The sequence below is a fragment of the Streptomyces sp. S.PNR 29 genome (genome assembly GCF_030386795.1).
GTDB lineage: Bacteria > Actinomycetota > Actinomycetes > Streptomycetales > Streptomycetaceae > Streptomyces.
In genome coordinates, this window is sequence record NZ_JANUQM010000008.1 from 22,506 (window position 1) to 45,510 (window position 23,005).

The window sequence follows — 23,005 nt, forward strand, 5'->3', positions numbered from 1 at the left end:
GCTGATGGGCGCGGAAGACCTCGTGCCGGAGGAAGGCACCGGCGAGGAGAAGGTGCTGCGGCGGCTGTTCGCCGAGATCCTCGGCGTGGCATCCGTCGGGCCGGACGACAGCTTCGTCGCACTGGGCGGCGACAGCGTCGCCATCATGCGCCTGGTCGCCCGGGCCCGTGAGGCAGGCCTGGAGATCGGCGTCCAGGACGTCTTCGAGTCCGGGACGGTCAGCGCGCTGGCCGCCGCGGCACGGGCCGCCGGGAACCGGACGGCCGAGACGCCCGGCGCCGGGCCCGCCCCGGGCATGGAGCCGCTCAGCCAGGAGGAACTCGACGACATCGAAGCGGAGATGAAGAGGTAGCCATGTCCGACGCGGCCATCGAGGACGTCCTCCCCGTCACACCACTGCAGGAAGGTCTCTACTTCGAGTGGTTGTACAGAGACGGTGAGCAGGCTTCGTATGTGCTCCAGGACACCCTGGAGTTCGAGGGGCCGCTCGACGCCGACCGGCTGGCCGGCGCCGCGACGGCCGTGTTCGCCCGGCACCCCGCGCTGCGTGCGGGGTTCTGGATGCGCCCGAGGACGGGGCAGCTCGTGCAGGTCGTGGGCAAGGCCGCGGAGCCGACCCTGACCACCGTGGACCTCACCGGTGCGGAAGCAGCGCGCCGCGACACCGAGCTGAGGGAGCTGCTGGCCGGCGAACTGCGCCGACGGCACGACCTCGCCAAGCCGCCACTGCTGCGGGGCGTGCTGGTCAGGCTGGGCCCCGAACACCACGTACTGGCCCTGACCTACCACCACATCCTCCTGGACGGCTGGTCGAGCTCCTTGCTGCTCAAGGAGATCATCGACGGGTACGACCGGTCGCTCACCCCTGCGGAGGCGGCCGCCGCCCCCAACCCCTACCGGGCGTACGGCGCGTGGCTGGCGAGCCGGGACCGCGCGGCGGCCGAAGCGGCCTGGCGCGACCACCTGTCCGGCTTCCGCCCCGGCAGCCGCCTGGCGCCGGGCACGGCCGGCAACACCGCGCTCGACGCCCGCCACCTGACGCGCCGGATGGACCGGCGGGCCACCGAGCGCCTGCGTGCCCTGGCACGTGCGGACTCCCTGACGCTCAACACGCTCGTCCAGACGGCCTGGGGTCTGCTGCTGGGCCGGCTCCGGGGCAGTGACGACGTGGTCATCGGCAGGACGGTCGGCGGACGGCCCGCCGAGCTCCCCGGGAGCGACAGCATGATCGGAATGTTCGCGAACACGGTCCCGGCGAGGATCCGCCTGGATCCGGACGAGACGCTGCGGGAGCTGTGCGGACGTCTGCAGCGCGAGCAGTCCCGGCTCGTCCGGCACGAGTTCATGGGACTGGGCGCCATCCAGCAGCTGTGCGGACAGCGGGACCTGTGCGACACGGGCTACGCCTTCCAGAACCTTCCCGGCACGGCCCGGCGGCCACCCGATCGTGACGACGGGTTGCGGATCACACCCGGTGGCGACAACACCCCCCACTACCCACTGGCGTTGATGGCGTTCCCCGACGGGGAGGAGCTGACCACCCGGCTGACGTACGCCGGCAGCCTGTTCGAGGAAGCCGTGATGGAGAAGGTGGCCTCCGCCCTTCCCCTGGTGCTCGACCGGATCGCCGGTGACCCGCACACACGGGTCGGGGAGGTCGACGACCTCGACGTCGTCCCCCTGTTCCGCCCCGTGGACGAGCCGGCGCGCGGCCGGCGGGACGACGGAGCGGAGCTTCCGCAGGCCAAGGTGGCGGCAGCGCTCATCGGGCTGCTCTCCGAGATTCTCGACGTGCCGGAGACGCGCCTCGGGGCGGAGGACGACTTCTTCGAACTCGGCGGCGGGTCGCTGCAGGCGGCGCATCTGTCCATACAGGTCCGCCGGACCCTGGGCCTCGAACTCTCCGTGCGGCAGATCCTCGACAACCCGGTCATCGGCGACATGGCGCGAGCGTGCACGGACGCGGCGCCGGCGCCGAGCCGGGAACGGCGGGGGTGAGCGGCGTTGGACCCGATCACGACGGACACCGACATCCTCGCCCCCATGTCGGACCTGCAACGGCACTGGTGGGGCAGTGAGCGGCTGTTCCCGGATCCCGCTCTGGTGATGCCCACGATGGTGCGCGTTCGCGGACCGCTCGACGTGGAGGTGCTCGGAGCGGCGGTCAGAGCCGTTGCCCAGCGTCATGAGGCGCTGCGCACCAACTTCGGCAGGGTGGACGGCAAGCCGGTCCAGATCATCCGTCGCCGCCCCCTGGAGCCGATCACCTGGGCGCGTGACATCAGCGACGTACCGGAGCCCGAGCAGCCCGCCGCCCTCCGTGCGGCGGTGGCGTGCGAGCAGGGCAGCACCCTCGACCTCGCGCGCGATCCGCTGATGAAGCTCGGTGTCGTACGCCGGGCGGAGAACGACTTCGTCCTCGCGCTGACCTTGCACCACATCATCGCCGACGGCTGGTCGGTGGACGTCCAGTGGCGGGACCTGTCACGGCAGTACGCGCGCCTGCTGCGCGGCGGCCGGGAACCGGCGGACGGCCGGCCGCCCCGGATGCGTGACTGGGTCGCGCGGGAACAGCAGACCGCCCGCGGGCCGAAGGCGGCCACGGAGATCGCGTACTGGCGCCGGGTGCTGCGCGAGGTCCGCCCGGTCGGCATCCCCGGAGACCTCCCGGACGGCGACGCCCCCTCGCGACGCAGACCGTGCACCCGCACGTTCACCCTTCCCGAGGACCTCCGTGCCGCCCTGGCGGCATCGGCCAAGAGGTTCCGGGCGACCCCGCACATGATCACCATGGCCGCGTTCATGAAACTGCTGGCTCAGTACGCGCAGCGGCCGGACGTCGCGGTGATGACGCTGTTCAACCGCAGGTTGGTACCCGAGGTGGCGGACCTCATCGGGTGCGTCCTGAACTTCGCCGTGATCGCCGTCGCCGTGCCCCAGGACGGCGGGCCCGGCCCGCTCGTGCGCGCGGTCCGTTCCGCTCTCCTCGACGCCTATGAGAACCAGGAGCTCTGCGCCCAGCGGATCTGGCGGGAGGCCGGGTTCTCGCCCGCCTCCGTGGACGTCATGTTCATCTTCGACCAGGACGGGCCGGCCAGAGAGCGGATCTTCCTCGGGGACGCCGCGCTCGAACCGTACGCCGAGGCGGAGGAGAACGAACGGGAACGGTACGGAGCCGGGGCTCCCGGCATCAAGTTCCGCCTCCGGCTCACGGGAGACAAGCTGACCGGCGCGATCGGGTACGACGCGAACCGCTACAGCCGGCCCTTCATCGACACCTTTCTCGACGCGTACGCCAGGTCGCTTTCGGAGACGGTCCTCGGCTGAGGAGACCGGAGAAGGGAGATCCACCTCTCATGCACCCCAGGGTTTCGAGAACCGACCCCGCACGGGATCCCGCTCTGGCGACGCTCGCCCTGTCTCCCGGTGCCGTCGCCGAGGCGTCCGAGCTCGCCCTGATACAACGCGGCAGTGTGCCGGAACCGGCGCCGTCGGTGTCCGACGCCGTCAACGACCTGGCCGGACACAGCCCCGACCGCGTCGCCTTCGTCGGCAGCGGCGGCCGAACGACGTACGGGCAACTCCGGGACAGGGTCGCCCGGTTGCGCGCCCTCCTGCTGGACCGCGGCTGCGAGCCGGGCGATCGCGTCGCCGTGTCGGGACCACGGAGCCTGGACAACCCCGTCGCCTTCCTGGCCCTGGAAAGCCTCGGCGCGACCTACGTACCGGTGGATCACAGGTGGCCGGTGGAGCGTCTGTCCCGGATATTCGCTCAGAACGAGTGCGCGTACGTTCTGGTGCACGAGGTGCGGCACGAGGAAGAGGCCGAGGGGGAGTACCGGGCCCTCGCGTCCACGCTGCTCAAGGCCGCGGCCGAGACGGACGTGGAACTGCTGCGGATGAGCGAGGCAGCCGGGCACGGACCGTCGCCGCTGCCCTGGTCCCCGCGCCGCTGCGCGGACCGCCAGGCCCGGTACGTCATCCACACCTCGGGCAGTTCGGGCACACCCAAGGGGGCCGTCGTCGAGCACCGCGGCATGGCGAACCACCTCCGGCACATGGTCGATGCCCTCGGCCTCACCTCCGCCGACGTCGTGGCCTTCAGCGCCCCGCCGACGTATGTCGTGTCGATCTGGCAGATGCTCGCGGCCCTCACGGTGGGCGCGACGGTGGCCGTCATCGACGACTTCGACACGGCGCATCCCCGTCGACTGCTCAAGGCGCTCGCCGAACACCGCGTCAGCATCGCCCAGTTGGTGCCCACGGTGCTCACCCTAGTCGTCGACGATCTCCGCCGGAGGGCCTGTGACGACCCGCTCCCGGAACTGCGCTGGCTCATCGCGACGGGGGAGGAGCTGCGTCCGCAGCTCGCGGCGCGCGTGCTCGACGCACTGCCGAACACGCACCTGATGAACGCCTACGGCATGAGCGAGTGCTCCGACGACGTGGCTCAGCACGTGGTCCGGCGGGAGGACACACAGCGCCCGCGGTTGCCCGTGGGGCGGCCCATCGCGAACACGGCGCTCCACGTGCTCGTCGAGCAGGACGAGAACTGGCGTCCGGCCCGCCCCGGCGAGACGGGTGAGCTGTTCGTCGGAGGACTGCCCGTCGGCGGGGGGTACGTCGGCGCCGAGACCGGCCGCACACCCGTCTTCTTCCACGACGAGGTCGACCCCGCCTCTCCCACGCAGCGGCTCTACCGCACCGGAGATCTGGCATGCGTCGAGGACGGCCTCGCCTTCTGCCTCGGCAGGGCGGACCGGCAGGTCAAGGTCCGGGGCATGCGGATCGATCTGGGCGAGATCGAAGCGACACTGAGGCAGCACCCCTGCCTGGTGCACTGCGCGGTCACCGCCGAGGCGGCACAGGAGACGCAGCGACTTCTGATCCACTACGTGGCGGCCGAGGACGTGCACCCGAAGACACTTCAGGAATTCCTCGACGGCAGATATGTGACCGGCCTCCCCGCGCACTGGGTGAGGCTGCGGGAAATGCCCCTGATGCGCAACGGAAAAATCGATTACCGCGCACTCGCGGGCCGATGAGAGGCGAGGGAGCCCTATGAACCCACCCTGGGACGCCCGGTTCGAAGCTCTTGTGCGTGCGGCCTTGCGGCTGCTGGAGCCCGACGATCCATTGCCACCCGACCTGCGTACAGCCGATTACGGGCTGGACTCCTTGGCCATGGTGGAACTCATGCTGGGCATCGAGGAAACGTACGAGATCTCGATCCCCGACGATGTGGTGAAGCCGCAGATCTTCGCCACTCCGGAAAACCTCTGGAACGTGGTGTCCGAACTGTGCGGCACCGGCTCCTCGTCCGTGGCCTGACCCGGCCGGCCGACAGGTACTTCGTTCAAGCGTGGAGAGGTCAGTGGAACTCCTGGCGCGCGATGTGGTCACCAGAGCCCTGAAAGTCCCGGACAAATACCGCAACTTCTCGGTGTCACCGGCCGGCGCACACCGTGTGTACGGGATCAGTGAGGCGCTGCTGTCCATGCTCCTCGACCTCGGACTCCCGTGCGCGGGGGTGGCCGAGGACGCTGCCTTCGATCCACTGGACCTGGAGAACACGGCCTCGGCACTGGGGCTGCCGTCGTCCCAGATGGCGGTGATGCACCTGTGGGCGCGGTCCCTCGCGCGGGCGAAGGCCCTGCAGCGTGAGTGCTGTGAGATCACGCTTTCTCTGAACTGCCCGGAACCGGGTCACGCGGGCGACTGCGACTTCTCTCTGAGCTGCCACCTGGCAGCGGCGTTGGGAGGACCCGAACGACCGGAGGGGGATCACGTGGTGGCGCGGGTGGTCATGCCGTCGGAGATCTACGACTTCGAGGCACCGTTCGACGTCGTCGCGAAGGCGGCACAGCGGTTGGTCTTCCACAGGATTCCCGAGGAACTCGGCTGTGATCTGGGATTCCTCAAGGAGACGCAACTGGCCGACTGCCGGTCCGCTAGTCGCTATCTGAGCCAGGTCGCGGCAGACGTGGGCTACGCCTCCAGACCGGCGTCCGGATTCTTCATCGGGGCTCCCTTCCCCTGCACACACGCCTGGTTCGACATACGGGTCGATGACCGCTGGACCGCTGCCGACCCGTTCTTCCTGAACACGCTGCACCGCTGGAACATCCTCACCCCCGAGGACTGGCCGGTCACCCGCTCACCGCAGAACATCGTCTGGCCCCTGGAAGAGGCGCACGAACTGACCATGCCGCTGGTCCGGCATGGAAACACCCCTGTCAAAGCCGTCGTGGCCGCTCGCTGGCTGTGACGTGAACCGAACGGTGGCACGCAATGCAGGACGAGATACGCGCGATTCTCAGCGACCCGGGAGTCCTGGGCGACCGCGCCTGGAGCGTCGGCGGCGACGTGGATCTCCGGTCCCTCGGCCTCGAATCCATGCGGGTGGTGCAGATCCTGGTGGAGATCGAGAAGCGATTCGGGGTCGAAGTCCCGGACGAGATGCTGGTGCCCGAGACGTTCCGCACGATCGACTCCATCGTCGCGGCGCTCGCATCCGTGCGCCGGACGACCGGGACCCCCACCGAGGAGGTCTCATGGTGATGACGGAACATCAGACTCAGGCCGATGGCGTCCTCCTCACGCCCAGTGGGGACGAGAGGGTCCACAACGGTCTGCGGACCAGGCTGGGAACGACCTTCGCGGACGAAGTCCAGGAACACTACACAGCCCCCCCGGTGATGGCACGGAGCATTTCCGAACTCGCCGGCTATCCCGCCAACTTCCCCCAGCTCCTCGGCGCGGTGCACGGCGCGCCGGACGGAGGACGCCCGGTCCCGACCGACCTCGTGCTCACCTCGGCCGCCTGCCATCACCTCTACCCCCTCATCGCGGGTGCGGGACCGGCGGAGGACGGCTGTCTGAGCGTGGAGGCGGTGTGCTACCGCGGGGAGGCGACGGCGGAAACCGGGCGGCTGCGCAGTTTCCGGATGTACGAGGTCGTTCGCTACGGGGCCGCGGCCGCGACCGACGACTGGCGTGGCCGTGCGCTGACCACCGCGGAGACGGTGCTGCGGAGCCTGGGACTGGACGTCGCACCGCGTCCCGCCAACGATCCCTTCTTCGGCCGGATCGGAAAGTATCTGGCGTCGGCGCAGCAGTCGGAACAACTCAAGTGGGAGCTGGTCGCGGAGGTCGACGACGGCATCGCGCAGGCCGTCGCATCCGTCAACTACCACAGGGACCACTTCGGCGAGGCGTTCGGGCTGCGGCTGCGCGACGGAACGGTCGGGCACAGCGCCTGCGTGGCCTTCGGTCTCGACCGGGTCCTTCTCGCCCTCAAACACCGTCACGGTCCTCGCCCGGCCGGCTGGCCGGCACCGGTCCGTGCCCTGCTCCGGCTGTGAGAACCACATGTCCACGGAGGTGCCCCGAACTGAATCGAGCATGACATGTCCGGCAGTGAACGGCAGTTCGGGTCGGACTTGCATCGGGTCCGAGTGCAATTCAGAAAGGACGTTCCACGTGCCACCAGCCACGTCCCCGGTCTCGCATCACAGCGGACTGCTGCACAAGGTCTTCCAGGACGTCGCTCGCCGTGCCCCGCATCGCGTCGCGGTCACCGAGCCGGGCGGACCTTCTCTGACCTACGGTGACCTCGACTCCCGCGCGGAGTCGCTGGCAAGCCGACTACGGGCACACGGCATCGGGAAGGGAGAGTTCGTCGGCCTGTGCCTGGAGCGCGGCGCCGACCTGATCGTCGGGCTCCTCGGAATCCTCAAGGCGGGCGGAGCCTATGTGCCGCTCGACCCCGACCACCCCGCCGCCCGGCTCGATCTGCTGCTGGAGGACACGGGCCTGCGCACCGTCGTGGCCGGCTCTCGGACCGTGCCGCTGTTCGCCGGCCGGGACGTGCGCCTCGTCCTCGCCGACGAGGGCGGAGCCGAGGCGGCAGCGGCCGAGGCCATCGGCGAAACCGCCGACGGCGGTCCGGAGAACGGGCCGGCCTACGTGATCCACACCTCCGGATCCACCGGTGTGCCCAAGGGGGTCGTGGTCGAGCACGGCAACGTGGTCCGGCTGTTCACGACGACCGCGGACCGCTTCGGATTCGGGCCCGACGACGTGTGGACGCTCTTCCACTCGGTGGGCTTCGACTTCTCCGTCTGGGAGATCTGGGGCGCGCTTCTGCACGGTGGGCGCCTGGTGATCGTCCCGAAGGAGGCCGTCCGGATGCCGGAGCGGCTGCTGGCGCTCCTGGAGGACGAGGGCGTCACCGTGCTCAGCCAGACTCCCTCCGCCTTCCGGGGGCTGATCGCGGCCGAGGGAGAACGGCCGGACAAGGCCGGGCTCGCGCTGCGGCTGGTGGTCTTCGGCGGCGAACGGCTCGATGTCGCGCTACTGCGCCCCTGGATCGAGCGGCACGGCGACACCACCCCCGAGCTGGTCAACATGTACGGCATCACCGAGACGACCGTGCACGTGACGGTCCGGCGCATTCACGCGGCCGACCTGAGGCAGCCGGAGGTCAGCCCGATCGGCGTGCCGCTGCCGGACCTGCGCGTCAGGCTGGTGGACGAGGAAGGCCGGGTCGTGCAGGTGGGAACTCCCGGTGAGATACAGGTCGGCGGTCCCGGGGTGACGCGCGGCTACCTCAACCGCCCGGAGCTGACCGCCGCCCGGTTCGTGGAGGAGGAGGGGTGCCGCTGGTACCGGTCCGGGGACAGGGCGGTCCAGAGCGCCGACGGAGAGCTGCTCTACCTCGGACGGACCGACGACCAGATCAAGGTACGCGGTTACCGCATCGAACCGGGCGAGGTGGAGCACTGCCTGGTCCGCCACGAGGGCGTGTCCGCGGCGGTGGTCGTCGCGCGCGACTACGACGGGGACGTACGGCTCGTCGCCTACGTGCTGCCCTCGCCGGCAGCCGACACGGCACAGCTGGCCGGGCACCTGGCCGAGCACGCCAGGACGTCGCTGCCCGCGTACCTGAGGCCCGCCGTCTACCGGCTGCTGGCCGAAGTCCCCCTGACCCCGCAGGGGAAGACCGACCGCGCGGCTCTCGACGCCCACCTGCTCGACGAGCCCACGACCGAGGCTCCGGGTGCCGGCGGGGCGGGCCGACCGCCGGCCGGCGGGGTGAGCGAGACGGAGGCCGTCGTCGCCCGCATCGTCGAGAAGGTGCTGGAGCGGTCCGACATCGGACCTGACCAGGACGTCTTCGAGGCCGGTGCGACGTCCCTGGCCTTTGCCCGCATCCTCGCCGAGATACAGCGGGAGTTCGGGGTGGGCGTCGACCTCGCGGCTCTGGAGGACACCGCGTCCATCCGTCGGCTGGCCGCCGTCGTCACCCCGCTTGCCGTCACCACGCACGCCCAGCAGACCGAAGGAGCATCCGCGTGAGCGCCGAACAGACCGCCGACCGGGAATTCGCCCTCAGCCAGGAGGAGTTGAAGCAGTTCCACGAGCAGGGCTTCATCGGCCCGTTCAAGGTGTACGAGGTCGAGGAGATGCGCCGGATCTGGCGCCGGGAGCGCATCCGGCTCATGGACCGCAGCATGGCCGTCTACCAGGGAGAGGCGGCGGAGTCCGGGAACACCAACATCTCCAACTACGACCGTCACCTGGACTCCGCCGTACTGGCCGACCACATCACCAGGCCACAGATCGTGGACCGGGTGACCAGCGTGCTCGGACCCGACGTCCTGTGCTGGCGCACCGAGTTCTTCCCCAAGTACCCGGGCGACGAGGGAACGGACTGGCACCAGGCGGACACCTTCGCCAACGCCTCGGGAAAGCCGCAGATCCTGTGGCCCGCGGGCGTCGAGGACTTCGGTGGCACGATCACCGTCTGGACGGCATTCACCGAGGCCAACGAGGAAACCGGCTGTCTTCAGTTCATCCCCGGTACGCATCGGACGATGTTCTACGACGAGACGAAACGGATGCACTACGACCCGGACCGCATCAACCGCGAGACGAAGAAGGGCGTCCGCCGCGGCTTCTTCGGCTACGACTACCGGGAGCTGCAGAAGGACCCCGACTGGGAGCCGGACGAGTCCCAGGCGGTCCCGATGGTGATGCGTCCGGGTGAGGCCATCCTGTTCTGGTCCACGCTCATGCACGCCTCGCTCCCGCACGCCGGGCGCACGGACGAGATGCGGCTGGGCTTCGCGGGCCGCTACGTCCCCACGTCGGTACGGGTCTATCCGGACACGGACGTCGTGGAGGAGTACGGCGGCAGCGTCAGCCTGGAGCGGTACGGGTCCGTCCTGGTCAGCGGGCAGGACCGCTACGGCCACAACCGGCTGGCGACGGAGACCACACGTGGCCACGCGTTCGCGCGCCGCAGCTGAATCGGCGCATCCACCAGGAGCCGGCCGGCGGACCGCCCGCGATCGGCGGCGGCCGGCCGGTTCCGCCCGCGCAGGGAGACGGGGGACACCATGACCGCCCGGAACGGCGACACCATCGGCACGGCACACATCACCACGCCCGACGGGGTGGCACTGCGCGTGAGGTCGGCCGGTGACCCGAGCCGTCCTGTCGTGCTCATCGCGTCGGCGTGCGGAATGCCCGCCGAACTGTGCGATGCCTGGCTGGCATTCCTGGGGCGTGACCACCACGCGCTGACCTGGGAGACCCGTGGCCTGTTCGGCGGCCCGCACGGCACCGGCGAGGAGCCCGAGGCGTTCGACGCGATGGGGCACCGGGTCGTCGACCAGATCAGCGACATCCTGGCCATCCTCGATCACTATCAGGTACCGCGAGCCCATCTGATGGGCCTGTGCGGTGGTGCGGTTCTCGCCCTGCGGATGGCCGCGGAACACGCCGATCGGGTGGCCTCGACAAGTCTGTGGCACGGGGACTTCGACCTCGGCGCGGACAGCCCGAAGACCAGCCATCAGCGCAATCTCCAGGCACTCATGGAGATCGCGGCAGAGAGCAGGCAGAGCGCCGCGATGGTGCACGGAGCGGTGCCCCGGAACGCCACCGCTGATCTGCCGCCGGACGTCGCCGACCTGGTACTCCACCCCTTCCGGGACGCCGAGACGTTCTACCGGTACTCCCTCCTCAACGGCGCCTTGATGGCGGAGGACATCCGTGGCGCCCTGCCCCGGGTCAAGGCCCCGGCACTCGTCGTCACCAGCGAGGACGATCAGACCGCTCATCCGGCCGGGTCACACGCGGTGGCTGCCGCCCTGGCCCGCTCCCGGCTGCACGTGGAGCCGCACGGTGACCACCTCTCCGTCTTCAGAGCCGGGGACGGTCTGACCGCTGTCGCAGGGAAATTCCTCACCGAGACCGGAACGCCCTGATCCAGCGCCGACAGCGGTGGCTCCGGTACCGAGGTGATCGCGCGCGATGTGCGCGGTGCACGGCGCACAATGAAGCCTGAAGGCAGTACCGTGCAGTCGATCTGTGAGCCCACTGAACGGCGGCTCCGGTCGTGTGGAGAGAAGGAACGATGGGCGAGCAAGGAGTCGCCTCGGCCGCGGTGGACGCCAGGGGGACGGTCATCGCGTGGAGTGCTGACGCCCGTCGTCTGCTCGGATACGAGCCCGGGGAGGTGCTCGGCCGCCGTGCGGTCGAACTGCTGACCGACCCCCTTCCGGCCGCCGCCCGGCGCCGCCTGGCCGAGCAGGGCGACTGGCGCGGCCCCGTTCACGCCCGGCACCGGGACGGGCACGGCGTGGAGCTGGAGCTGGAGGCGCATCCGCTGCTGGACTCGGCAGGGGACGTCCAGTGGTTCCTGACCGGACGGCTGCCCGAGCCGGCGGCGCGGCTGCGGCGGTGGGCCCTGGACCAGCTCCCCGTCCCGATCGCGCTCTTCGACCGGGACGGGCTCGCCGTGGCCACGAACTCCGCGATGGAAGGGGCGATGGGCAGGCCGCAGCGGGGACTGCTGGGCCGACGGGTCGGGGAGTCGGCCGACGGGACGCGTCGGATCCCGGGCTTCGAAGGACTCGACGACGCGGTGCGGCGCGTGCTGCGAACGGGTGAGCCGATGCCGTACGAGGCATGGCTGCGCGCACCCGGCGAGCCCCATGAGCACGCGTGGCTGGTGTCCCTCAGCCCGCTCAAGGACGACGCGGGCGAGGTGCGAGGCATGTGCCTGGCGGCGATGGACAGCACGGAGCAGTTCCTGGCCCGCCGACGCCTGAGCGTGCTCAACGAGTCCGGTTGGCGGATCGGCTCCACCCTGGACGTGACGCGCACCGCCGAGGAACTCGCGGAGGTGTGCACGGACCATCTCGCCGACTTCGTCGTCGTGGACCTGTTGGACTCCGTGCTGGCCGGTGAGGAAGCGGCTCCCTCGCCCCGCCCCCACCTCCTGGTCTTTCGCCGCACTGCTCAGCGGTCCGTGCTGGCGGACTGCCCCGAAGCCGTGATCCCGGTCGGCAGTACGCACACCTACGACGAGGGCTCGCCGCCGGACCGGGCGCTGACCACCGGCCGGGCCCTGCTGCACGTGCTCGACGACGTCACCCGGCGACTGTGGGCGGCAGGCTCACCGGAGCGCTCCCGCAGCATCGAGGTCCATGGCATCCACTCGCTGATGGCGGTGCCGCTGCGAGCCCGCGGTACCCCTCTCGGCCTGGCGGTCCTCGCCCGCCACCGCACACCGGAACCCTTCGGCGAGGACGATCGGCTGCTGGCCGAGGAACTCGCCGCCCGCGCCGCGGTGTGTGTCGACAACGCCCGCCGCTACACCCGCGAACGCGCCCTCGCTCTCGGACTGCAACGCAGCCTCCTGCCCCACCGCGCGCCCCGCCAAGCCGCCGTCGAGGTCGCCTCCCGCTATCAGCCGGCGAGCTCCCGCGCCGGGATCGGCGGCGACTGGTTCGACGTCATCCCGCTGGCCGGAGCCAGAGTGGGACTGGTGGTGGGCGATGTCGTCGGCCACGGTGTGCAGGCCTCCGCCACCATGGGCCGGCTCCGCACGGCCGTACGCACGCTGGCCGACGTGGACCTCGCTCCGGACGAGCTGCTCACCCAGCTCGACGACATCGTCCTGCACCTGGACGCCGAGAGGACGACGGAGGACGCCGAGACCTCGGACAGCCCGGGCGAGATCGGGGCCACCTGCCTGTACGCCGTCTACGACCCCGTCTCGCGCCGCTGCTCCATGGCCCGGGCCGGTCACCCGCCACCGGTCCTGGTCGCCCCGGACGGCCGAGCCGCACTCCTCGACCTGCCCGCCGGGCCACCGCTGGGCCTGGGAGGTCTGCCCTTCGAAACCGCGGAGTTCGACGTCCCGGAAGGCAGCGTGCTCGCCCTCTACACCGACGGCCTCGTCAAGGCAGCCGACCGCGACATGGACGACGGAGTCGCTCGGCTGCGCCAGGCGCTCGGCGGCACGGGCCGTCCCCTTGAGGAGACCTGTGACCGAGTCCTGCGGTGCCTGCTGACGGACCGTCCCGCCGACGACGTCGCCCTTCTCCTCGCCCGCACCCACGCGTTGGACGCCGACCAGGTCGCCACCTGGGACGTTCCCGCCGACCACGCGTTCGTCGCCCGCGCCCGCAAGCTGGCCTGCGAACAACTCGCCGCCTGGCGACTGCAGGACATCTCGTTCGTCACCGAACTCGTCGTCAGCGAGTTGGTCACCAACGCGATCCGGTACGGCGAGTCCCCGGTCCAGTTGCGTCTGATCCGGGACACCACACTCATCTGCGAAGTCTCCGACTCCAGCAGCACCGCCCCGCACATGCGCCGGGCCCGCGCCTTCGACGAAGGCGGCCGCGGCCTCCTGCTCGTCGCCCAGCTCACCCAGCGCTGGGGCAGCCGCCACACCCGCACGGGCAAGGTCATCTGGGCCGAACAGGCCCTCCCCGACGAGGCGCGGGACAGGTAGACCACCAGCGGCGACGCACCGCGCCCGGCCTGCTCCTCGGCACGTTGACAAGCGTCCGCCGCCATGTTGCCATGAGGCGCTGCCCAGCCGGACCCGCGCCGCGGCGCCAGGCCGCTCGGGCACCGGAACGACGGCCACCTGACCGAGGGCGGCGCCCCAGAACCAGAGCGAGGACCCATGCCGCAGCGCGCCGCGACCATCGTCGGCGGCGGGATCGGCGGCCTCGCCGCGGCCATCGCCCTGCACCGCCGGGGCTGGCGCGTCGAAGTGCTGGAACGCGCCCCGGAGTTCACCGAGATCGGTGCCGGAATCTCCCTGTGGCCGAACGCGCTGCGCGCCCTGGAGGTGCTCGGCCTGGCCGGTGCCGTCCGGGCGCTCGGCGCCGTCGAGGCCAGCGGCGGCGTACGCGACCGCCGGGGCCGCTGGCTGTCCCGTACGGACAACGCCGAGCTGGCACGCCGCTTCGGCCATCCCCTGGTGGTCCTGCACCGCGCGGACCTGCTGCGGGCGCTCACCGAGGCGCTGCCCGCCGGCAGCCTGCGGCCGGGCAGCGAGGTGTTCACGGTCCGCGCCGACGGCCGGGGCCTGGTCGTCGACCACCGCGGGGGCGAGTCCCGGGCCGACCTCGTGGTCGGCGCCGACGGGCTGCGCAGCGCGGTCCGCCACGCGCTGTGGCCCGGCGCCGCCGCCCCCCGATACGCCGGTTACACCGCCTGGCGCATGGTCACCGAGCCCCTCGCCGCGCCGCCCTCCGAGGGCGCGGCGACCTGGGGCCGCGGAGAGAGGTTCGGCTACACGGCGCTGCCGGGCGGGCGGATGTACTGCTTCGCGACCGCGTCGCTGCCGGCGGGCGCGGCCTCCGGCTCCTCCGAGTACGCCGAACTGCTGCGCCGGTTCGGATCCTGGCCGGACCCCATCCCCGCCCTGCTGGCCGCCGTCCCCGCGGACGCGGTGCTCCGCCACGACCTGTACGACCTGCCGCCGCTGCCCTCCTTCGCCCACGGCCGGGTCGCGCTGCTCGGTGACGCGGCCCACGCCATGACCCCCAATCTGGGCCAGGGCGCGTGCCAGGCGCTGGAGGACGCGGTCACCCTCGCCCACTGCCTCGAGGGCACCCCGGACGTGGCCGCCGCGCTGCGCTCGTACGACCTGCTGCGCCGTCCGCGGACCCAGGCCATCAAGCGCCGCTCCGCCCGGCTCGGCGCAGTCGGCCAGCTGTCGTGGCCGCCCGCGGTGCTGCTGCGCGACACGGCCGCCCGGCTGACGCCGGCGCGAGCGACGCTGCGTTCCATGACACCGGTACTCGGCTGGGCCGCGCCGGGTGACCGGTGACCGCTGAGGAGAGCGAGAGCCACTGATGCCGGACTGGACGTATCACCCGCTGCGCAGAGCGGCCGCCGCCGTCCTCGGCGAGCGCCGTTCGCAGCGCGCCGCACTGCGGCTGCTGGCCGCGATCGGTTCCCGTCCCGCCGGCGCGCGGCTGATCGCCCGGGGTTTCGGCCACCGCCATCCGCCCGAGCGCCTCGCGGGGGAGATCGCCGGTGTGCCCGTGACCGTCCGCATCGGACTGTCCGTCCCGCCCTCGCTGGCCCGCGAAGCCGTACGGGCCATGCCCCCGCTCGGGGCCGGCGTCGTCGAGGTGGTGCCCGTCTCGGCGGCCGACGCGGAGACCGTGCGTGAAGCCGCCGCCGGCCGTTCCATACCCCTGGTCGTCCGTGCCGGCGACCCGGAGGCCGAGGCCGCTCTCAAGCCCCATGTCGACGGGTTCACCAGCGGCGGCGACCCGCGCGTGGTTCATGTGTCCGACCCGTCGGTCACCGCCGCGGCCGCCGCGCTCGAAGAGCCGGGCACCGTCGTGCTCCCCCGGCCCGGCGTGCTCGTCGACGCCGGACCCGGCTGGTTCGCACGGGTCACCGAGGCAGCCACGCCCACCGCGCCCGCACCGCGGCTACGGGACGTCGGCCGTGATCCCCGCCGCTGGCCCGCCTGGTGGTGGGCACTGCTCGTCGGGCTCGGTATGACGGGGGCCGGACTCGGCGCCGCGGCGATCACGCTTGGGCCGGTGCTGCTCTGGTACGACCGCGACTACCTCGGCATGACGCTGCAGGAACTGCAGGCCGCCAACCACCACCTCGTGCACTTCCTCCAGCACGACCGGATCACCATGGCCGGCACGATGGTGGCGATCGGCGCCCTCTACACCGGCCTCGCCGTTGGCGGGATCAGACGCGGCTGGCCCTGGGCCCGCGAGGTGTATCTGCTCTCGGGCGCGATCGGCTTCCCCACCTTGTTCTACTTCCTGGCCACCGGTTTCGTGGAACCCCTGCACACCGCCACCGCCGTCGTGCTGTTCCCGATGTTCGTCGCCGCGGTCCGCCGGACCCCGCACGCACCGCGATGGCGCCCGGCGCCCGAGGGACCGGAGAGGGAGCGCCGGCGGGCGCTGACCGGCCAGCTGCTGCTGATCGTCACGGGAGCGGGGCTGTTCGTCGGCGGGGCGGTGATCTCGGTGGTCGGTCTGACCGGTGTCTTCGTGCCGACCGACCTGGCCTTCCTGGGGACCAGCGCGCAAGCGCTGCAAGCCGTGAATCCCCGGCTCGTGCCGTTCATCGCCCACGACCGCGCGGGGTTCGGCGGCGCCCTGATGTCCGCCGCGGTGGCGATCACTCTGCTCAGCGCGTGGGGCTGGCGGCGGGGTGAGGCCTGGGTGTTCTGGACCCTGGCCGCTGCCGCCGCTGCCGGCTTCCTGCCCGCTGTCGTGGTGCACGGCGCGATCCACTACACGGACTTCATCCACCTGGCGCCGGTCTACCTCGGCACCGCCCTGACCGGCACCGGCCTGCTGCTGGCGCGTCCGTACCTCTGCGCCAAGGCGTCGGCGGCCCCGGAGGGCTGAGAGGTCGGCGCCGGGCGGAGGAGTCGGAGAACAGCAGCGCCGGCGGGTCCTTGGGGCCGCCTCGGAAGACGCGTTGGGTACGGGTGTCCAGGACGACGATCTGATGCGCGGGGCACGTGACGCTGTAGTGCCATGCCAGCGAACCGTCCTGACGGGTGATCCGGCCGCTGGACGTGTCGCTGACATGGAACGGCCCAGACCCCGGAGAACCCGCGATAACCGTCGGTAACCCAGCTGTCGACGGCGTCAGGACAGATTGACCGCCGCGGGACTGCTGCTCTTCCCCTCCGCTTGCGGCCATGACGGGAGGGGAGGTGCCGTGGAGGTCCAGATCATGCCGATCAGGTCCCACACGGTCGCTTCACCGACGCTGAGAGCCGCCTCGTCCGCCACGGGCCCGTGGTGCGACGCACGGGCTGAGTCGAAAGGCGAGACGGAGGAGCGGCCGACACTGTCCGCCGTGACCATCGCATCCCCCTTTTCACACGCACAGTTGAGCGCCGTGGCGAGCCGGCGCGCTGGAGAACGCCACGGCGTTGGACCACGCTACCGAGAGGCGACCGCCCACTCCGGCGACCGCCACCCGTGGCGTGGCCGCACCCTGTCGGGTTCACCCGACTGCCCTACCGCGGCGACCCGCCCGTGAGCCGTGGTAGGCGGCGCGGCGGGTTGTGGCCAGGGCGCCGCCGGGGGCGAAGCCGCGCGCACGGTTCGTGAAGATGTCGAAGCCCAGGCTCTCCTCCTGCCGCAGGGGCAGGGGAGTCCGCACCGTCAGTACGGCGAACGCGCGCCAGGACCGGTCGGTGGTCTCGGCGCACAGGTCGAAGACGAGCGGTCCGGTGGCCAGCGCCTCGCTCAGACTCGCCGGATCGCCGTGCACCGGTGCCTTCGGGGAGCGGCGGGGAAAGGCGGCCAGGAGACGGCGGCGTCCGCCGACCCGGTAGGAGACCAGGCTGGAGTACGGGCCGCGTACCGCATCGGCGCGCGGTAGCGGCAGATGCCGCGTGACCCGGCCCCGGCCGCTGCTCGTCAGGAGCAGGTCGAGGGAGCGGCCGGTGCCGTCGGCGTGCTCCACACGGACGGCAAGCCCAAGGCCGTCGGGCAGCCGCCGGGGCAGGCCGGCCGCCCGCGACAGGCGGACCGTGGCGGCGTACCGCCCGGGTGCGTCCAGCCACGGCACGTTCCAGGGGCGGCCCCCGTCGTCCACGACCTCCAGATCGCCCGCGCAGGTCAGCCCCTGGGGATGCAGCGCCGGGCCTCCGCGCAACCGGGCCAGCAGACGGAAAGCGCCCTCGACCGTGGCGGCCGGCCACTTCCCCAGGGACCGCCCAGCGGCGGGGGCGTCGTCACGCGGCGATGCGACACCTCGTACGGAACCTTTCACGGAACACGGAACCTCTCACGGACCGGACCGACCGGCTGTCGCGTCGGCACCGGGTACCCCGGGCCGGGTGTTGCTACTCGGAGCCGAGCACCACCGTCGTCGAGACCCGTGTGACGCCGGGTTTCCTCGGCACCGAGCCGAAGCCGAAGCGCACGGGCGGTTCGACGGGTGCCGCCGCGCCCAGATCGGCGCCCTCGAAGAACGCCGACACCGCACGGATCGCCCGCAGGTCCCGGGCGCCGTACCACTCGCGGCGGCCCGCACCGGCGCTGCCGCGGGTGCGCACGCCGGGCAGGAGCAGGCGGGCGGGCCGGTCCGTCAGCGCGCTCCACGCCGGCCGGCGGGCGAGCGCACCGGGAACGGCACACAGCAGGTACCCCGCAAGCCGCCGCCGGCCGGTGGTGAAGCGCAGGTCGAGCGGCCCGGCGGTGACGGTCCAGGTGCCGTCGGCGACCCCCACGTCGACCGGGACGACACGCACCGTGTCGAAGACGTAGGTCCCGCTGATGAACTCCGCCGTCTCCGGTGTGGGGGCCAGCAGCATCCGTTGCCCACCGGGCCGTTCGAGCATCACATCGCTGAACGGCCCGAACGGCGACCGTCGCCAGTGTCCGAGCACGATGCGCGTCCCGGAAGAGGTGCCCGTGCCCGCGATCCAGCCCTCGAAGCGCAGCCTCGGGCGCCGCCTGCTTCCGCCGGGAATCCGGCTCGGCCCCGGGTCACGAAGGGCCATGTCCGAGCCATGGCACACAGGGCCGCGACGGCCCCAGCCGCACATGCCGGACCCCTTCCGAGAAGTGCACCACGGGCTCGCCGAGAGGAGCCGGGAGGCCCGCCGCGGTGGTCAGCGTCTCCTCCAGCACGTCGACACCGGCGTCGGCCAGCGGCCACGGTTCGTGCTCCACGGGCGTCTCCCAGAGCAGGCCGAGCCGACGTGTGTACGCACGCCAGCGCGAGGTCAGCCACACGTCCCGCTCCCTGGGTTCGATCGGTTCGCCGGGGCGGACGACCAGGCGGTAGGAGGCCTCACCGATCCATCGCGAACCGGAGTACGAGATGGTGTCCCCGTTCGTGGAGACGCTCAAGGTTCCCGGGTTGTACGGCGCGCCGACGGCACGCGCCGCCAGCATCAGAGGGGAGGCGACCTCGATGGACAGGAACCAGAGCCCGTCCCGCCCGTCGCGGTGCCGGACGAAGGTGCGCAGATTGGTCTCCGCGAACGTCGGAACCCCGGGCAGCGTGGCGGGGACGCCGGGAGGGCGTACGTCCGCCATGACGAAGGGCGTGAGCCCCACCCAGGCGGCCCCCTCGTACTCGTCCACGACCAGTTCCTCGGGCACGAGGGCCTGCACCGTCTCCGCCCGGAAGGGCCAGTGGACGAACGTCTGCGTCAGCCAGCCGGCCCGCAGCGCGGGCAGGCGCACCCGCTGCTCCGCTCCGTACGCCACCACAGGCGGCGAGTCCCCCGTCACGGCCTGCGGAAACGCACCCCGACCGGTCAGGGCGTCGTGCTCTCGGCGCCGATGAGGTCGGTGACTGCCCGCAGGCCGCCCTCGGCGAGTGCGGCGCGCTGCCTGTCCGCGCCGGTCCCGCTCTGCAGGAGCCGGTGGACCAGGGCCGTCACCTGCCGGGCGTCGCCGGACATGTCGAGCGCGGGAGCGATGTACCGCAGGAGCTGGTACAGCACGTCACCCGCACGGCCCGATCTGCCGCCCGGGTCGACCAAGGTGTCGCTCAGACCGTGGCGGGCGGCGTGCCACATGGCGGCCTGCAGCAGTTCCGGGGCGCAGTCGGGCGCGGGGGCCCCGGCGGTCACCTCCGCCAGGGCCGTGTCCACCAGCGCTCGGACGACGCCCGCGAGCATGACCGCGTCGTCGGCGCGCAGTTGCACGTCCAGGCAGCGCACTTCGAGGGTGGGGTACCGAGTCGACAGCCGCGCCTGCCAGTACAACTGTCCGGTGTCCGAGATCAGGCCGCTCTCCAGCAGTTGCCGCACACGCCGGTCGTAGTCGGCCACGTCGTGGAAGGACGGGGGCATGCCGCTGACCGGCCAGCGGCTGAAGATCACGGTGCGCCAGCTGGCGAAGCCGGTGTCGTGGCCGTCCCAGAGCGGAGAGTTCGCCGACATGGCCGTCAGCGTCGGCAACCAGACCCGGATCCGGTTCAGGGCCTGCACGCCCGCCTCGCGGCTGGGCACGGCGACATGGACGTGCATGCCGTTGACCAGCTGCTCCGCCACCAGCTGGGGCGCCTGCGTGAGCATGGCCCGGTAACGGGCCTGGTCGGTGACGGCCACGGGGTGACCGTGGCGCATCGGGGGCGTCGCGCAGGCGGCGATCCGGCAGCCCTGCGCCTCGGCGGCCGCCCCGATGGCGTGCCGCAGACGCAGCAGGTGCCCCCCGGCCTCCTCAAGGGTGCTGCACACCGGCGTGGCCACCTCGACCTGCGCCTGCAGCAGCTCGAACTGCACCTCCTGGTCGGCCACGATCCGCGCCACGCCCGCCGCGGCGCGTACCTTGTCGGCCAGGGGTACCGGCAGACCCGTGACCGGGTCGAGCAGCAGGTACTCCTCTTCCACACCGATCGTCGTCATCGGTCGCCCTCTGTTCCGCCCCGTGGCCGGGGCCCGGATCGCAATGCTGCCGGGTGACCGAGTGCCGCGACCGCTCATGGGCAAACAATGACGAAATCGAGCAAATAGTGTATAGGGTGACGATCGCGTGCCTACCGGCCCCCGCGGGCGTAACGTCCCCATAGGGGCGAAGGAGGTGCCTGGTGACCGGCACGGGTGATCCGGCCACGGATGCCGCGGAACTGGATGCGGCGTTCGCGGAGACGGTGCGCCGGACCGGTGCGTCCGTCGGCGCTCTGTACCTGCTCGCGCCCGACGGGCAACTGCTGTGTCTGGACGTGCTGTGCGGGGCGCCGGCCGAGTTCGCCGCACCGTGGGCGAGGGTTCCGATCACCGCTCCGGCACCCGTGGCCGACGCGGTCCGTGAGGACCGCATGGTGTGGGTGGGCAGCCAGGAGGAGATGGCGCACTCCTATCCACGCACCGCGATGGTGCTTCCCTACCCGTTGGTGCTGGCCGCCGCTCCGGTCACCGGCGTCCGGCGGTGGGGGACGTTGCTGCTGATGTGGCCGGCCACCCGTCCGCCGTACATCACCGGACGGGAGCAGGGGCACATCGCGTCCAGCTGCCGACGTCTGGCCCGGCTGCTGGAGGAGGCCGTCGAGCAGGGCAGGCCCCCCGTCCACGGCGAACGGCCGCGCGTCGTACCCGTCGGAACCGGTCGCCGGTCGGTGAGCCCGGCGATGGCCGCCGCCGACTTCGCCGAGCGACTGCCCGGCGGAAGCTGTGCCCTGGATCTGGAGGGGCGCATCACCTACGTCAGCTCCGGTGCCTGCGAGCTGCTGGGCCGCGACGCCGACCAGCTGCTGGGCACACAGCCGTGGCAGTCCCTGCGCTGGCTCGACGACCCCATGTACGAGGACCGCTACCGCGCCGCGGTGATCAGCCGCGAGCCCGTTTCCTTCACCGCCTGCCGCCCGCCGGAACAGTGGCTGGACATCCACCTCTACCCGGACGCCAGCGGCATCAGCGTCCGTATCGTTCCCAGCGGCGCACAGCCCCCGCCCGCACCGGCGCCCCGCCGGTCCACGCGCACCGCCACACCGGCCCGCGCGGGTCAGCTCTACCAGCTCACGCACCTGGCCGCCGCGCTGACCGAGGTCGTCGGCGTACAGGACGTCGTCGACCTGGCCGCCGACCAGATCATGCCCGCCTTCGGCGCCCAGGGCCTGGTCCTGTCCGTCGCCGACGCCGGCCGGCTGCTGATCGCCGGGCACCGCGGCTACGCCTCCGACACCATCGCCGGGCTCGACGGCCTGCCCCTCGACACCGTCTTCACCCCGGCCGGGCGGGCTCTCGACAGCGGCATCCCCGGCTTCTTCGCCGACCCACAGGAAATGCGGCGCAGCTACCCCGGAGCGCACCAGGCCGGCGGCAAGCAGGCCTGGGCCTTCCTGCCGCTGATCATCTCCGGCCGGCCCGTCGGCTGCTGCGTCCTGTCCTACGACAGCCCTCACGCGTTCCCGGCGGAGGAACGCGCCGTTCTGACCTCGCTCGCCGGGCTCATCGCCCAGGCCCTCGACCGCGCCCGCCTGTACGACACCAAACAGGACCTCGCCCACGGCCTCCAGCAGGCGCTCCTCCCGCGCACCCTGCCCGAGGTCACCGGTCTGCGGGTCGCCGCACGCTACCTGCCCGCCACCCGGGGCATGGACATCGGCGGCGACTTCTACGACCTGATCCGCCTCGGTGACACCGTGGCCGCGGCCGTCATCGGCGACGTTCAGGGCCACAACGTCGCCGCCGCCGCTCTGATGGGCCAGGTCCGTACCGGTGTCCACGCCCACGCGACCCTCGGCACGACCCCCGGCCAGGTTCTCTCCAGAACCAACCGGCTTCTCACCGACTTCGGCCCCGACCTGTTCACCAGCTGCCTCTACGCCCACCTCGACTTCGCCCGCCGGCGCGTCAGCCTGGCCAGCGCCGGCCACCCGCCACCCCTCCTGCGCCTGCCCGACGGCGACACCCGGCCCGTCGTGGTCCCTCCCGGACCGCTCCTCGGGATCGACCCCGGCGCGGTCTTCCCGGTGACCGAGATGCCGCTGACGCCCGGGCTGATGCTGGCCTTCTACACCGACGGTCTCATCGAGACACCGGGCGTCGACCTCGACGACTCCATCGCCCAGCTCGCACACCATCTGGCCCAGGCCGACGACCGGGACCTGGACCTGCTCATCGACGACTTGCTGAGGAAGACCAGCGCGACCGGGCAGCGCATCGACGACATCGCCCTCCTCGTGCTGCAGCACGGAAGGAGCCGTTGAATCCCCAGGGGCG

The 23,005-nt window shown here is 71.8% G+C and carries 19 protein-coding genes; 15 read left to right on the forward strand and 4 right to left on the reverse strand.

The window, feature by feature from the left end; all coding sequences use genetic code 11:
- Positions 1-4 precede the first annotated feature (4 nt).
- From NW895_RS21615 to NW895_RS21680, 14 genes are all read left to right on the forward strand, one after another.
- Positions 5-352 (forward strand): phosphopantetheine-binding protein, encoded by a 348-nt coding sequence (locus tag NW895_RS21615; RefSeq protein WP_289937417.1) that lies wholly within the window; start codon positions 5-7, stop codon positions 350-352.
- A gap of 2 nt (positions 353-354) precedes the next feature.
- Positions 355-1,998 carry a condensation domain-containing protein gene (locus tag NW895_RS21620; protein ID WP_289937418.1) on the forward strand — a complete coding sequence of 548 codons (1,644 nt, stop codon included), beginning with the start codon at positions 355-357 and terminating at the stop codon, positions 1,996-1,998.
- Between the two features lie 6 nt (positions 1,999-2,004).
- Positions 2,005-3,327 (forward strand): condensation domain-containing protein, encoded by a 1,323-nt coding sequence (locus NW895_RS21625; RefSeq protein WP_289937419.1) that lies wholly within the window; start codon positions 2,005-2,007, stop codon positions 3,325-3,327.
- Between the two features lie 29 nt (positions 3,328-3,356).
- On the forward strand, positions 3,357-5,045 hold the full coding sequence (locus tag NW895_RS21630; RefSeq protein ID WP_289937420.1) for an amino acid adenylation domain-containing protein: 1,689 nt from the start codon (positions 3,357-3,359) through the stop codon (positions 5,043-5,045).
- 16 nt (positions 5,046-5,061) lie between these two features.
- Complete coding sequence (locus NW895_RS21635; RefSeq protein WP_289937421.1) at positions 5,062-5,331, forward strand: phosphopantetheine-binding protein; 270 nt, start codon at positions 5,062-5,064, stop codon at positions 5,329-5,331.
- 43 nt (positions 5,332-5,374) lie between these two features.
- The gene (locus NW895_RS21640; RefSeq protein ID WP_289937422.1) at positions 5,375-6,268 is read left to right on the forward strand and encodes a hypothetical protein; all 894 of its coding nucleotides are present in this window, start codon (positions 5,375-5,377) and stop codon (positions 6,266-6,268) included.
- 23 nt (positions 6,269-6,291) lie between these two features.
- Positions 6,292-6,561: a phosphopantetheine-binding protein gene (locus NW895_RS21645; protein WP_289937423.1), complete on the forward strand. Its 270-nt coding sequence runs from the start codon at positions 6,292-6,294 to the stop codon at positions 6,559-6,561.
- Positions 6,561-7,364: a hypothetical protein gene (locus NW895_RS21650; RefSeq protein ID WP_289937424.1), complete on the forward strand. Its 804-nt coding sequence runs from the start codon at positions 6,561-6,563 to the stop codon at positions 7,362-7,364. Before NW895_RS21645 ends, NW895_RS21650 begins: the two co-directional genes overlap by 1 nt.
- Positions 7,365-7,482: 118 nt before the next feature.
- Positions 7,483-9,360, forward strand: coding sequence for an amino acid adenylation domain-containing protein (locus NW895_RS21655; RefSeq protein WP_289937425.1), 1,878 nt, complete (start codon positions 7,483-7,485; stop codon positions 9,358-9,360).
- Positions 9,357-10,313: a chlorinating enzyme gene (locus NW895_RS21660; RefSeq protein ID WP_289937426.1), complete on the forward strand. Its 957-nt coding sequence runs from the start codon at positions 9,357-9,359 to the stop codon at positions 10,311-10,313. The genes NW895_RS21655 and NW895_RS21660 overlap by 4 nt, the downstream gene beginning before the upstream one ends.
- A gap of 90 nt (positions 10,314-10,403) precedes the next feature.
- Positions 10,404-11,276: an alpha/beta hydrolase gene (locus NW895_RS21665; RefSeq protein WP_289937427.1), complete on the forward strand. Its 873-nt coding sequence runs from the start codon at positions 10,404-10,406 to the stop codon at positions 11,274-11,276.
- A 149-nt stretch (positions 11,277-11,425) separates the two neighbouring features.
- Positions 11,426-13,816 carry a SpoIIE family protein phosphatase gene (locus NW895_RS21670; protein WP_289937428.1) on the forward strand — a complete coding sequence of 797 codons (2,391 nt, stop codon included), beginning with the start codon at positions 11,426-11,428 and terminating at the stop codon, positions 13,814-13,816.
- A gap of 177 nt (positions 13,817-13,993) precedes the next feature.
- Positions 13,994-15,148 carry an FAD-dependent monooxygenase gene (locus tag NW895_RS21675; RefSeq protein WP_289937429.1) on the forward strand — a complete coding sequence of 385 codons (1,155 nt, stop codon included), beginning with the start codon at positions 13,994-13,996 and terminating at the stop codon, positions 15,146-15,148.
- A gap of 25 nt (positions 15,149-15,173) precedes the next feature.
- Entirely contained in the window at positions 15,174-16,712 is a 1,539-nt protein-coding gene (locus NW895_RS21680; protein ID WP_289937430.1) for a hypothetical protein, read from the forward strand.
- A gap of 610 nt (positions 16,713-17,322) precedes the next feature.
- Here the strand turns inward: NW895_RS21680 and NW895_RS21685 are convergent.
- From NW895_RS21685 to NW895_RS21700, 4 genes are all read right to left on the reverse strand, one after another.
- Complete coding sequence (locus tag NW895_RS21685; RefSeq protein WP_289937431.1) at positions 17,323-18,096, reverse strand: phosphodiesterase; 774 nt, start codon at positions 18,094-18,096, stop codon at positions 17,323-17,325.
- A 73-nt stretch (positions 18,097-18,169) separates the two neighbouring features.
- On the reverse strand, positions 18,170-18,829 hold the full coding sequence (locus tag NW895_RS21690; protein WP_289937432.1) for a hypothetical protein: 660 nt from the start codon (positions 18,827-18,829) through the stop codon (positions 18,170-18,172).
- A complete protein-coding gene (locus tag NW895_RS21695; protein WP_289937433.1) occupies positions 18,816-19,547 on the reverse strand; it encodes a DUF2071 domain-containing protein in 732 nt (243 codons plus the stop codon). The genes NW895_RS21690 and NW895_RS21695 overlap by 14 nt, the downstream gene beginning before the upstream one ends.
- Before the next feature lie 47 nt (positions 19,548-19,594).
- The gene (locus NW895_RS21700) at positions 19,595-20,689 is read right to left on the reverse strand and encodes a glutamate--cysteine ligase (RefSeq protein ID WP_289937434.1); all 1,095 of its coding nucleotides are present in this window, start codon (positions 20,687-20,689) and stop codon (positions 19,595-19,597) included.
- Between the two features lie 182 nt (positions 20,690-20,871).
- Here NW895_RS21700 and NW895_RS21705 point away from each other — a divergent pair, with 182 nt between their 5' ends.
- Positions 20,872-22,992 (forward strand): SpoIIE family protein phosphatase, encoded by a 2,121-nt coding sequence (locus tag NW895_RS21705; RefSeq protein ID WP_289937435.1) that lies wholly within the window; start codon positions 20,872-20,874, stop codon positions 22,990-22,992.
- The last annotated feature ends 13 nt before the right edge of the window (positions 22,993-23,005 follow it).

What these genes read in the sequence shown, in the direction of transcription:
- NW895_RS21650 (WP_289937424.1), top strand. Translation starts at nt 6,561, where the DNA reads ATGACGGAACATCAGACTCAGGCCGATGGCGTCCTCCTCACGCCCAGT.
- NW895_RS21630 (WP_289937420.1), top strand. Translation starts at nt 3,357, where the DNA reads ATGCACCCCAGGGTTTCGAGAACCGACCCCGCACGGGATCCCGCTCTG.
- NW895_RS21620 (WP_289937418.1), top strand. Translation starts at nt 355, where the DNA reads ATGTCCGACGCGGCCATCGAGGACGTCCTCCCCGTCACACCACTGCAG.
- NW895_RS21615 (WP_289937417.1), top strand. Translation starts at nt 5, where the DNA reads ATGGGCGCGGAAGACCTCGTGCCGGAGGAAGGCACCGGCGAGGAGAAG.
- NW895_RS21690 (WP_289937432.1), bottom strand. Translation starts at nt 18,829, where the DNA reads ATGGCCCTTCGTGACCCGGGGCCGAGCCGGATTCCCGGCGGAAGCAGG.
- NW895_RS21665 (WP_289937427.1), top strand. Translation starts at nt 10,404, where the DNA reads ATGACCGCCCGGAACGGCGACACCATCGGCACGGCACACATCACCACG.
- NW895_RS21635 (WP_289937421.1), top strand. Translation starts at nt 5,062, where the DNA reads ATGAACCCACCCTGGGACGCCCGGTTCGAAGCTCTTGTGCGTGCGGCC.
- NW895_RS21645 (WP_289937423.1), top strand. Translation starts at nt 6,292, where the DNA reads ATGCAGGACGAGATACGCGCGATTCTCAGCGACCCGGGAGTCCTGGGC.
- NW895_RS21700 (WP_289937434.1), bottom strand. Translation starts at nt 20,689, where the DNA reads ATGACGACGATCGGTGTGGAAGAGGAGTACCTGCTGCTCGACCCGGTC.
- NW895_RS21675 (WP_289937429.1), top strand. Translation starts at nt 13,994, where the DNA reads ATGCCGCAGCGCGCCGCGACCATCGTCGGCGGCGGGATCGGCGGCCTC.
- NW895_RS21680 (WP_289937430.1), top strand. Translation starts at nt 15,174, where the DNA reads ATGCCGGACTGGACGTATCACCCGCTGCGCAGAGCGGCCGCCGCCGTC.
- NW895_RS21670 (WP_289937428.1), top strand. Translation starts at nt 11,426, where the DNA reads ATGGGCGAGCAAGGAGTCGCCTCGGCCGCGGTGGACGCCAGGGGGACG.